Here is an 11,849-nt window from a genome sequence, read left to right on the forward strand (position 1 = left end):
CCAGAGCGACGAATACGGGAGAGCGATGGCCATCACCGACCTTGCCGAGGCGAGGCAGCAGTCCACATCACCACAGATGCTGCGCCCTTACGCGGGGAGCTTCGCCGCTGTCGTCATCCTGCAGCTCATCGGTGCCATCGCAGGGCTGGCGCCGCTGCTGGCAGTCGTCGAACTGGGCCGTACGCTGCTGTCGCCCGGCCCGATCGACCACGCTCATGTCTGGACCATCGTGATCACGGGGGCGGCCGGTCTGTTCGTCCGGCTGCTGTTCACGGCCGCTTCGTCCGGACTAGGGCATCTTCTCGACGGCCAGGTGCAGCTGACGTTGCGCCGGCAGGTGGCGGCCCGGCTGGGGCGGGTGCCGATCGGCTGGTTCTCCCGGCGCCGGACCGGCGAGCTGGCCAAGGTCGTGGGGGAGGACGTGAGTGCCGTGCACCCGTTCATCGCCCACGCCCCTGGCGAGCTGGCCGCCGCGTTCGTGGTGCCGCTGGTGTCGCTGATCTACCTGTTCACCATCGACTGGCGGCTGACGCTGATCACGCTGATCCCGGTGGTGCTGGCCGTATTGCTGGTCCCTTTGATGATGACCCCGGTTCGGCTGCGCGAGCAGGAGGAGTTCGACGCGGCCATGGGACGGATCGCCAGTTCCGTCGTGGAGTTCGTGCAGGGGATCGCGGTGGTCAAGGCGTTCGGCGGCTCCGGCCGGGCCCACCGCACATTCCGCACCGCCGTGGACGACTTCGTCAGCATCTTCTTCCGGTGGGTGCACGGTATCTCCGGGATCGCCGCCGGGATGCAGCTGGCGCTGTCGCCGCCGTTCGTGCTGCTGGTCGTGCTGATCGGCGGTACGGCCCTGATCACCACCGGTGACTTGGCCCCGGCCGACCTGCTGCCGTTCCTGCTGCTCGGGCTGGGGCTGACCGCTCCGGTGGCGGCCCTCGGTCACGGCTTCGACGACCTGCAGGCCGCCCGGCGCGCGGTCGGGCGGATCCGGGACGTGCTGGAGGTGGAGCCGTTGCCGGAGCCCGCGCACCCGGTCGCACCGGAGGGTCACCGGGTGGAGCTGCGTGATGTTCGCTTCGGTTACGAAGCCGATCACGAGGTGCTGCGCGGGATCGACCTGGTGCTCGAGCCGGGCACGGTCACCGCGATCGTCGGGCCGTCGGGAAGCGGGAAGTCCACGCTGGTTCAGCTGCTGCCGCGCTTCTTCGACCCGACCGGCGGTTCGGTCGTGCTGGGCGGGGTCGATCTGCGCGAGATCGGCAGCCGGCGGCTCTACCGGACGGTCTCCTTCGTCTTCCAGGACGTTCGGCTGCTGCGCGCTTCGGTCACGGACAACATCGCGCTGGCGGTCCCGCACGCCGTTCACGATGACGTGGTACGCGCCGCCCGGCTGGCGAACATTCATGATCGAATTCTTGAGCTGCCGCGCGGATACGACACGGTGATCGGTGAAGAGGCCGGACTGTCGGGGGGCGAGGCGCAGCGGATCTCGCTCGCCCGCGCACTGCTGGCGGCCACGCCCGTCCTGGTGCTCGACGAGGCGACCTCCTTCGCCGACCCGCAGACCGAGCAGGCGGTACGCCGGGCCCTGGCCACGCTGGGCGGCGACCGGACGATTCTTCTCATCGCCCACCGCATGGAGACCATCGCCGACGCCGACACCGTCGTCATGCTGCGGGACGGGAAGATCGTCGAGCGTGGCAGGCCCGCCGAGCTGCTGGCCCAGGACGGACAGTTCGCCGCGTTCTGGCGATCCCACCGATCGGCGCTCGCCGACGAGACCGAAACCCAAAGAGCCGACCTCCGATCGGTGATCGCCGACGAGACCGAAGCCCGAGGAGCCGACCTCCGATGATGGGACTGCTGCTGCGCGTGCTCGGACCCGAGTACGCCCAGCCGATGCGCCGCACCGTGGCGCTGATGACGACGACCGCGGTGGCTGAGGGTCTGTCCTACGCGCTGCTGGTCCCCGTTCTGCGGGCGCTGTTCGGCAGCCATCCCGCGGACGCCCGGCCGTGGCTGATCGCGTTCGGGGCCGCGGTCGCGCTCTACGCGGTGCTGCGCTATCGCAGCGACTTGTCCGGTTTCCGCATCGGGACCGCGTTGCTGCGCGGTATGTATCACCGGCTCGGTGATCATCTGGCCCGATTGCCCCTCGGCTGGTACAGCGCCGGTCGGGTCGGTGAGGTGTCCGTCATGGCCAGTCGCGGCCTGCTGCAGGCGATGAGCGTGGCGGCGCATCTGCTGGCGCCGTCCATCTCCGCCTGTGTGACCCCGCTGACGATCGTCGCCGTGATGCTCGCCTTCGACTGGCGCATGGGGCTGGCCGCGTTGGCCGCCGCCCCGATCGTGGCGGCGATCCAGATCTGGACGGGACGCTCGATGGCCGCCGGCGATGAGCAGAGCGCCGAACGCGGCCGTGAGGCGGCCGGGCGAGTCATCGAATATCTCCAGGCCCAGCCGGTTCTCCGCGCCGGCGGCCGGACCCTCGAACGCTTCCGGTCGCTCGACGACTCGTTACGGGAGGTCCGGCGTGCGTCCCGCCGTTCCACGCTGTCGGCGCTGCCCGGTGTGGTGGGTTTGACGCTCACGGTGCAGGCGGTGTTCACCGTACTGCTGGTCATGGGCGCCTATTTCGCGCTCAGTGGGAATATCGGGGCGGCAGAGGTTCTGGCGATTCTGGTACTCGCCGCGCGTTGTGCGGATCCGCTGCTGTCGCTGGCGGAAATCGGCGGCAAATTGCGTGGCGCCCGTTTCGAGCTGGCCAGACTCGAGACGGTATTGCGCACAGAGCCGCTGCCGGAACCTGAAGAACCGATTCAGCCGAAACGGCATGACCTGAAATTCGAGTCCGTCACCTTTCAGCATGGCGACCGTAAAGTGATCGACGACGTGTCGTTGTCCGTGCCCGAGGGACAGCGGCTCGCCATTGTCGGACCGTCGGGTGCGGGAAAGAGCACGTTGCTGCAGTTGCTTGCGCGGTTCTACGACGTGGACGCGGGTGCGGTGCGTGTGGGGGGTGTGGACGTACGCGCGATCGACGCCGAGGTGTTGATGGCGCGGATCGCCATCGTCTTCCAGGACGTCTATCTCTTCGACGGCACGATCGAGGAGAATGTGCGGCTGGGCCGTCCCGGCGCCACCGAGGCCGAGGTGCGGGCGGCGGCCACCGCGGCGCGGTTGGACGAGGTGATCGAGCGACTGCCCGGCGGATGGGCGACGAATGTCGGCGAGGGCGGCGCGCTGCTCTCGGGTGGCGAGCGCCAGCGGGTCTCGATCGCGCGAGCGCTGCTGAAGAACGCGCCCATCGTGCTGCTGGACGAGGTGACCTCCGCGCTGGACCCGGTGAACGAGGCGGCCGTCCACGAGGGCATCGAGCGCCTGATGGCGGGCCGGACGGTGGTGATGGTGGCGCATCGGATGCGGACCGTCCAACGCGCCGACCGCGTCGTCTTCGTGGACGGCGGTCAGATCGTGGAGCAAGGCGGCCACGACGAACTGCTGCGCCACGGCGGTCGCTACGCCGATTTCTGGAGTATTTCCCTGCTCGGGTCGCGCGCACGATAATTTACCGCCAAGGCGAGGGTGTGAAATTTATCGCCAAGCGGCTGTTGCAATTATTCGGCAATTGGCAAGCTATTTCGTGTGGCGAGGATAAGGGCGACTCGGGGAAAGTCGATCTCATCCGCAACGGGGGACCCATGCCAGAGGTAAAAACGACGATCGAGAACTGGGCAGGCATCCACTACAAGAACCTCGCGCTGAACGTCATAGAGTTCGGCAAGCCCAGCTACAACTACTGGAACAAAGGCGAGGCCGGCACGTGGCTGTTCCTGGAGGGCTTCACGGTGAAGCTGGACGGTGAGGTCTACAACGCGCACCTCACGATCACGAAGAAGCCGACGATGGACCTGGACGGCTTGAACTGGACTTACTGCCATTTAACGGTGGACCGGAAGAGCAAGAACCACGTCTTCTACAAAGTGGACGAGGACGGCGGCTTCGAAACGACCCAGACGTTGTACGACGGTGAGGGCAAGCAGAGGGGTGCCGCGACCCACTACGCCAACGACCAGATCAACCACGCCACCCTGATGAGCCAGATGGACCACGACATGAGGCTGATCTTCGCGCATCTCGTCTAGGTGGTCAGAGGCGGTCCCGCTCCCTTGACGGGAGCCGGGACCGCCGCCGAAGGCCTCAGGGCAGCTGGTCGGGGGTCGCCGTCAGGCCGTAGTAGACGCGGGGGGCGCCGTCCAGCCGGACTTTGACCTTGCCGTCGCGCGCGGTGAGCAGCCGTTCTCTGCCGAGGCAGTCGAGCTCCCGCACCGAGCGCCCGGCGGCGGCCACCTTCAGCTCCGTCTTGGTCGGCCAGCCGTCCACCCATGGTTCCGGCGCGGCGAACCACGTGGCGCCGGGCGCATGGTCGGTGTTGAGCAGGTACCCGTCCTTCCTGCTCCACAGGATCGAGACGGGTCCTTCCGGCGTGTCGAACAGCAGTCCCTTCAGGTCGGGGTCGGCCGGCTTGAGCCGGCGGACGAACGTCGCCCGGTCCAGCACCTGCGCGGCCGTGGCGTAGGCGAGCATGGACGGCTTGGCGCTGAGATCGCGGTTCATGAGCCCGTAGTGGTACTCGGGGTTGGCCGGGTCGGCCATCTGCGGCTTGCCGAGGACGCTGTCGTGCAGCTGGTACCAGTTCACGCAGCGCACCCCCTCGGCCATGGCCAGTGCCAGGGTGAGCAGGACGTTCTCCGCGGCCTGCCGGTAGGTGTCGTGCCACCAGCTGTTCGGCTTCGTGCAGGCGTAGGCCTCGGTCAGCCACAGCTCCTTGTGACCGTACTCCGCGATCGTCTCGCGGGCCTTGCGCAGGCCGCCGAGGAAGTTCCAGTAGGAGCCGTTGTCGCCCTGCGTCCACTCCTCAGGAGGGGGCGCGTAGTCCGGGGTGAAGTTGCCCCTGCCCGGGTGGAAGGCGAATCCGTCGATGAGGTCCCAGCCGCCGGCGTCGTGGAAGTTCTTGGTCCAGACGTGGTCCATGCCGGCCAGGCCGGCGTTGAGCACCTTGGTGGGCGCGCCTGCGGCGGTCAGCCGGTCGCGTACCGGGCGTAATCCATCCCGTACGTAGGCGGCGGCGGTCTCGCCGCTCATCCACGGCTTGTTCACCTCGTTGGCGACCTCGAAGTAGCCGGCACCCGACCCGATCGCCTTCTGCGTGTTCGTGTCGGCCCAGGCGGCGACCTGGTCGGCCGTTCCGCCCAGGGGAATCCCGGCGAGTTCGATGTTGTGACTGATCCCCGCCGCGTCGAGGGCGGCGGGTGGCAGGCCCGGCCCGCCCTCGTAGGAGATGCGGACGCGCTGGATGCCTATGCGCCGCATCAGTCCCACGACGGCGGCGGTGTCGGGCTTGAGCAGCCAGGGGTAGTTGGCGATGCCGAACATGCTGTCGGCGCCGGCCTGGTAGGTGTGCGGCGGCAGGACGGCGAGGTTGGTGCGGGCGAAGGCGCTGTCGGTGCCCGCGGTGGCGCGCACCTCGGTGAACACGATCCCTCGGGGTGGCGAGGTGACAGTGAAGGTCTGCCTCCACGCGGCGCCCGCCGCGACCGTGCCGGTCACGCTGCCGCCGGCCAGCGTCTTGCCGTCGAAGTCGCGTGCCCACCACGTCAGCTTCACGCTACGGGCGGTGCTTCCGCCGTTGGCCACCTCCGCGTGCAGGGCCATGGCCTGGCCGCCGGCGTCCCAGAGGGAGAAGGGCTGGTCGGTCCAGACCTCCACGCCGAGGGGCAGGCCCGCGCCCATGGTGCCGCCCGCGGCCGGTCGCATCGAGCCGAGCACGAGGTCGGCCTCCGTCACGGCCGCGCTCGCGGTTCCGACACCCGGGGCGTGGATCCAGGTGGCGTTGGTCCAGGCCGGGGTGGTGGTGGCCAGCCGGAAGTAGGCTCGGGTGTCGGCCCAGGTCTCCTGATAGACGACCCCGGCATTGGTCTCGTACGGCACCCCGCCCCCGGCGTCGCGGTTCCACGTCGTCAGCGCGGCGAACGACTCGGGAGCCGAGGGCGAGACGACGGCGCGGCCGAGCATGAAACCGGCCGGGATCAGCGTGGTCGAGCCGCCGACCTCCCAGCGGAGCTTCGCCCGGTGCGCCGCGACGCCGAAGACGCCGCGGACGGTGATCCCTCCGGCCGCGCTCGGGAGCGTGTAGTCGACCTGGATGGCCTGCGTGCCGTCCTGGAGCGTGATGAGCGACGGCGTTCCGCCAGTGGTGCGCTGGATGCCGGTGACGGAGTCCTTGGTCATGAACCCGGTGAGCCTGATCCGCTCGACGCCGCCGCCGTCGCGGACGGTGATGCCGCCGTCGGTGCCGGCGGTCAGCGTGATGCCGTCGGCGGAGATCGAAGGGGTGTCGGCGTGGGCCGGTGCCGTGGCTCCCGCCAGCCCGGCGGCTACGGCTCCGCCGAGGACGAGGAAGTGGCGTCGGGGGATTTCGGACATGAAGTTCTCTTCCCTGTCGACCTAATGCGGATTAGGAGAGATGTGTACTCCGGCCCGAACGAGAGTGTCAAGGGTGATCTGTGCGCATCGCGTAATCTGCCGGTAACGCCTTGACACTCGCCGTCTAATGCGGATTAGATGCCACCTAATCCGCATTAGGTAGAGGAGTGGCCATGGATGTATCAGCCTCCAGGAAGTGGATGGCGGGGGCGCTCGTGCTCGCCGCCGCGACGGCGGGCTGCGCGTCCGGCTCGTCGGGTGAGGACTCGGGCACGACCACCATCACCGTGGCGGGCATGCCTCCCACCACCGCCGCCAAGACCCGCAAGCAGTTCCTCGACGCGGTCGCCGCGTTCGAGAAGGCCAACCCTGCCATCAAGATCAAGCCGACCGACACGCAGTGGGACGCCAGGACGTTCGCGACCAGACTGGCCGGTGGGAACGCGGAGACGGTGCTGACCGTGCCGCTGACTGAGCCGCCGGGGCTCATCGCCCGGCGCCAGGTCGCCGACCTCAGCGCCGAGATCAAGACCCTGCCGCACGCCGGAGACTTTGACCCCCGCGCGCTGGCCCCCGCGACCGGCGCGGACGGCAAGGTCTACGGCCTGCCCGTCACCGAGTACGCGCTGGGCCTGGTCTACAACCGCGCCCTGTTCACCAAGGCCGGGCTCGACCCCGACCAGCCGCCGGCCACGTGGGACGAGGTCAGGGCGGCCGCCAAGAAGATCGCCGGGACGGGCGCGACCGGCTACACCCAGATGACGGTCAAGAACACCGGCGGCTGGATCCTGACCGCGATGACCTACTCCTTCGGTGGCCGGATGGAGAAGCAGGAGGGCGACAAGTACGTGCCCGCGCTCCTGGACGGCCCGGCGGAGCAGGCGCTGCGGCAGCTGTCCGCGATGCGCTGGCAGGACGACTCCATGGGCGCCAGCCAGCTGCGTACCCAGCAGGACGCGGAGCGCGACTTCGCGGCCGGCAAGATCGGCATGCTCATCGGCACCGTGAACAGCTACAACCGCTACATCACCCTCTACTCCGGCAAACCTGACGACTTCGGCATCGCGGCGCTGCCGCAGCAGGGCGCGGGCAAGGCGACGCTGCTGGGCGGGCTGGTGGCGGCCGTCAACGCCAAGGCCACCGCCGCGCAGCGAGCCGCCGCGGTGAAGTGGATCGACTTCTACTACCTCAAGCCCAACTACGACCCGGCCGCCGCCGAGCAACTGGCCGTGGCCAACGCGGCGGACAAACTGGCGGTCGGCCTGCCCACGCTGCCGTTCTACGGCACGTCGGTGGCGGGCCCGGTGAACACCGCGATCGCCAAGCACGCCAACATCCCGGTGGCGAACTTCGCGCCCTACGTGAAGGACACCGACAAGCTGGAGTACGTCGTCGAGCCCCCGGTCGCCGCCCAGGACCTGTACGGCGCCCTCGACACCGCCGTGCAGGCCGTGCTGACCCGCAAGGACGCCGACCCGCGCGACGAGCTGACCAAGGCGGCGGCCCGAGTCGCCCCGCTGCTTGAGAAAGCACAGTGACCCGGGGCAAAGGCGTCGCGGCCGCGCTGTTCCTCATCCCGACGGTGCTGGTCTTCGGCCTGTTCTCGTGGTGGCCGATCATCCGCAGCGTGGTGCTCGGCTTCCAGCGGACCAACCTGGTCGAGGCGGCGACGTTCGCGGGCCTGGACAACTTCCGCACCCTGCTCGCCGACCCCCTGCTGGGCCTGGCGGTGCGCAACACGTTGCTGTTCACCGGCCTGGCCCTGGTGATCGGCTTCCCGCTGCCGATCTTCCTGGCGGTGCTGATGTCGGAGCTGCGGCGCGGCTCCGGGCTGATGCGGGTGCTGGTCTACCTGCCGGTGGTGGTGCCGCCGGTGGTGGCCGTGCTGATGTGGAAGTGGTTCTACGACCCGGACTCCGGCCTGTTCAACCAGCTGCTCGGGCTGGTCGGGCTGGGACCGTACCCCTGGCTGCAGTCCACGGGCATGGCGATGCCGAGCCTGGTCCTGGAGGCGACCTGGGCGGGCGCCGGCGGCGCCGTGCTCATCTACCTGGCCGCGCTGTCCAGCGTGCCCACTGAGCTGTACGAGGCGGCCGAGCTCGACGGCGCGTCCATCTGGCGCAGGTTGTGGCACGTGACACTGCCGCAGCTGCGGCCCATCCTGTTGATCATGCTGCTGCTCCAGGTGATCAACACCTTCCAGGTGTTCACCGAGCCGTTCGTGCTGACCGACGGCGGGCCGGAGGACTCGACGGTCACGGTGCTGCTGCTGATCTACAGGTACGCGTTCGTCAACGGCGACTACGGCACGGCGGCGGCGTTGAGCGTGAGCCTGGCCGTGGTGCTGGCGGTGCTGTCGGCCGTCTATCTGCGGCTGACCAGAACTTGGGGGACGAAGTGAGGGGAGTGATCTCCGAGACCGAACGGCGCGGGATGCGCCTCGGGCTGGGCACCACCCAGGCGCTGCTCATCGTGGCCCTGCTCCTGGAAGGTGCCGGACCGATCTACTGGATCTTCAAGGGCGCGATCTCCTCCACCCAGGAGTCGCTGCGCCGGCCGCTGGCCCTGTGGCCGGCGGACGTGCGATGGTCGAACCTGACGGAGGCGTGGACGACCCTGGAGGTCGGCCACTACCTGACGAACACCGTCGTGCTCGTCGCCGGTTCCTGGTTCACCCAGCTGTTCGTCGCGACGACCGGCGCGTACGCGCTGTCGGTCCTGCGGCCCTCCTACGGCAAGTACGTCTACGGCGCGGTCCTGGCGACGCTGTTCCTGCCCGGCACGGTCTCGATGGTCTCGCTCTATTTGACGGTCCTGGATCTGTCCATCGCCAACACCCCGCTGTCGGTGTGGCTGCCCGCCGGGGCGCACGCCTTCAACGTCCTGCTGGTCAAGCAGTTCTTCGACGGCATACCCAAGGAGCTGTTCGAGGCGGCGCGCCTCGACGGCGCGGGGCCGTGGCGGATCTTCACCCGTGTGGTGCTGCCCATGTCGCGGCCGATCTTGGCCGTGGTATCACTGCTGGCTGTCATGAACGCGTGGAAGGACTTCCTCTGGCCCATGATCGCCATCACCGACACCGAGAGCCAGCCGCTGGCGGTGGCCCTGCCCCGGCTGGCCGACACCTCGGACCAGGCCCTGCTCATCGCCGGGATGCTGATCGCGATCATCCCGCCGGTCCTGGTGTTCCTGCTGTTCCAGCGGCAGATCATCCGGGGCATCGCCTTCACGGGGCTGAAGGGATGAGGGTCCTGGTCACCGGCGCGGCCGGCCGCCTCGGCTCCGCCGTACTGGCAGAACTCGCCTCGCGCGACATCGCCGTGACCGCGCTCGTCGAGCGGGATCCCGGCCCCCTGGCGGCGGAGCGGGTCGTCGTGGGCGACGCCCGCGACCCGGCCGCCGTCCGCGCGGCCCTCGAAGGGGCCGACGCCGTCGTGCACACGGCGGCGCTGGCCTCGCCCGAGGTGGCGGCGCCCGAGGTGGTGTTCTCGGCCAACACGCAGGCGACGTTCGTGGTGCTGAACGAGGCGGGAGAGCAGGGGGTACGGCGGGCGGTGATCGCCAGCAGCCTGTCGATCACCGGCCTGCCCTTCGCCAGGTCGCGCCCCAGCCCGGCGTATCTGCCGCTGGACGAGCACGTGCCGTTGCTGATCGAGGACCCGTACGCGCTGTCCAAGCAGGTGGACGAGGCCACGGCGGCCATGATGCACCGGCGGCACGGCATGACCGTCGCCGCGCTGCGCTTCCCCTTCCTCGGCGACCAGGACAGGCTCGCCGCGCGCGCGGAGCGGCTGGCCGGCGATCCCGCGGCCGGGGCCCCGGAGATGTGGAGCTACCTCGACCTGCGCGACGCCGCGCGGGCCTGCCTGCTCGGGCTGACGGCCCCGCTGGATGGAGCGCCGGTCATCTTCGTCGCCGCGCCCGAGACGCTCATGACGACGCCCACCGAGGAACTGCTCGCCGCACACCACCCCGGCATGCCGTGCCGTACGGCTCTGCCCGGCAGGACGGTGGCCATCGATCTCGAACCGGCCAGGCGGCTGCTCGGGTTCGCCGCCTTGCATCCGTTTCCAGAGGAGCGACAATAATGATCATGCCGGAGACGCAGGCGCCGTGGCAGGCCAGGGACGGGCTGCGCATCACCGGTGTACGCGCGATCGTCACCGCCCCGGGCGGGGTCCCGCTCGTCGTCGTGCGGATCGACACCTCAGAACCCGGCCTGTACGGCCTCGGCTGCGCCACCTTCACCCAGCGCTTCCACGCCGTGGTCGCCGCGATCGAGCATCACATCGCGCCCATGGTCATCGGCCGGCACCCCGCCGACATCGAGGACATCGGCCGGATGCTGCACTACTCCTCGTACTGGCGAGGCGGGCCGGTGCACAACAACGCGCTGTCCGGCATCGACCAGGCGTTGTGGGACATCGCCGGCAAACGTTTCGGCGTGCCGGTGTACGAGCTGCTGGGCGGGCGGGTCAGGGCGGCCGCCGCCGTCTACACCGGGGCCCGAGGCGGCGAGGTCGAGGAGTCGATCGAGCGGGCCGCCGCGCTCGCCGAGCAGGGCTACCGCTACGTACGGCTGCAGGCGGGCGGGCCGGGGCTCGGCACGTACGGCGGCGTCGGCACGCCAGGCGCGTATCCGGACAGCCCCCACCCCGACGGCTGGGACGTCGGCCACTACCTGCGCAGCACGCCGAAGCTGTTCGAGCGGGCCCGCGAGGTCCTCGGTGACGAACTCGGCCTGCTGCACGACGCGCACAACCGGCTCACGCCGAAGGAGGCCGTGGTGCTCGCGCGGTCGCTGGAGCCGTACCGGCTGTTCTTCCTGGAGGACCCGCTCGCGCCCGAGCACTTCGACCGGCTGCCCGAGGTGCGGGCGGCGGCGCCGATGCCGATCGCCTCCGGTGAGCTGGTCTCCTCGGTGACCGACGCGGCGCGGCTCATCACCTCCGGTGGCGTCGACTACTTGCGCCTGCACGTCTCGGCCGTCGGCGGGCTGACACCCGTGCGCAAGCTCGCCGCGCTGTGCGAGCTGACCGGCGTGCGGACGGCCTGGCACGGGCCGCCGGACGTGTCGCCGGTGGGCGCGGCGGCCAACGTCACGCTCGACGTCACCAGCCCCGCGTTCGGGATCCAGGAGGCGCACGTCTACCCGGAGACCGTGCACGAGGTCTTCCCGGGCACGTTGCGGACGGTGAACGGCTACATCACGCCCTCCGACCGGCCCGGCTGGGGCATCGACCTCGATGAGGGCGCCGCCAAGCGGTACCCGCCGGAGACGCACCTGCACGAGCGGTGGGCCGCGCGGGTGCGCAGGCCCGACGGCGGGCTCGAAGCTCCGTGATCTACTACTTCTTGGG

The 11,849-nt window shown here is 69.6% G+C and carries 9 protein-coding genes; 8 read left to right on the forward strand and 1 reads right to left on the reverse strand.

From position 1 onward, the window contains the following. Window positions 1-25: 25 nt before the first annotated feature. The 3 genes from ACQP2T_RS17065 to ACQP2T_RS17075 all read left to right on the forward strand — a co-directional run bounded on the left by ACQP2T_RS17065 (window position 26) and on the right by ACQP2T_RS17075 (window position 4,148). Window positions 26-1,858, forward strand: coding sequence for an ABC transporter ATP-binding protein (locus tag ACQP2T_RS17065; protein ID WP_433517104.1), 1,833 nt, complete (start codon window positions 26-28; stop codon window positions 1,856-1,858). After that, window positions 1,855-3,570: an ABC transporter ATP-binding protein gene (locus ACQP2T_RS17070; protein ID WP_433517105.1), complete on the forward strand. Its 1,716-nt coding sequence runs from the start codon at window positions 1,855-1,857 to the stop codon at window positions 3,568-3,570. The genes ACQP2T_RS17065 and ACQP2T_RS17070 overlap by 4 nt, the downstream gene beginning before the upstream one ends. 134 nt (window positions 3,571-3,704) lie before the next feature. Next, on the forward strand, window positions 3,705-4,148 hold the full coding sequence (locus tag ACQP2T_RS17075; RefSeq protein WP_433517106.1) for a hypothetical protein: 444 nt from the start codon (window positions 3,705-3,707) through the stop codon (window positions 4,146-4,148). Window positions 4,149-4,203: 55 nt separating this feature from the next. Here ACQP2T_RS17075 and ACQP2T_RS17080 read toward each other — a convergent pair whose 3' ends face one another. After that, a complete protein-coding gene (locus ACQP2T_RS17080) occupies window positions 4,204-6,489 on the reverse strand; it encodes a hypothetical protein (RefSeq protein WP_433517107.1) in 2,286 nt (761 codons plus the stop codon). Window positions 6,490-6,662: 173 nt separating this feature from the next. On the opposite strand from ACQP2T_RS17080, the gene ACQP2T_RS17085 reads away from it, so the two are divergent. The 5 genes from ACQP2T_RS17085 to ACQP2T_RS17105 are packed head-to-tail and all read left to right on the forward strand — an operon-like array spanning window position 6,663 to window position 11,833. Then, entirely contained in the window at window positions 6,663-8,027 is a 1,365-nt protein-coding gene (locus ACQP2T_RS17085) for an ABC transporter substrate-binding protein (protein WP_433517108.1), read from the forward strand. Next, entirely contained in the window at window positions 8,024-8,890 is an 867-nt protein-coding gene (locus ACQP2T_RS17090) for a carbohydrate ABC transporter permease (RefSeq protein ID WP_358450145.1), read from the forward strand. Before ACQP2T_RS17085 ends, ACQP2T_RS17090 begins: the two co-directional genes overlap by 4 nt. Window positions 8,891-8,895: 5 nt before the next feature. Next, entirely contained in the window at window positions 8,896-9,735 is an 840-nt protein-coding gene (locus ACQP2T_RS17095; protein ID WP_433517109.1) for a carbohydrate ABC transporter permease, read from the forward strand. Beyond that, window positions 9,732-10,577, forward strand: coding sequence for an NAD-dependent epimerase/dehydratase family protein (locus ACQP2T_RS17100; RefSeq protein ID WP_433517110.1), 846 nt, complete (start codon window positions 9,732-9,734; stop codon window positions 10,575-10,577). The genes ACQP2T_RS17095 and ACQP2T_RS17100 overlap by 4 nt, the downstream gene beginning before the upstream one ends. A gap of 5 nt (window positions 10,578-10,582) precedes the next feature. Beyond that, the gene (locus ACQP2T_RS17105; RefSeq protein ID WP_433517111.1) at window positions 10,583-11,833 is read left to right on the forward strand and encodes an enolase C-terminal domain-like protein; all 1,251 of its coding nucleotides are present in this window, start codon (window positions 10,583-10,585) and stop codon (window positions 11,831-11,833) included. The last annotated feature ends 16 nt before the right edge of the window (window positions 11,834-11,849 follow it).

Origin of the sequence: Nonomuraea sp. CA-143628 (genome assembly GCF_050942315.1) — a bacterium.
Lineage (GTDB): Bacteria > Actinomycetota > Actinomycetes > Streptosporangiales > Streptosporangiaceae > Nonomuraea.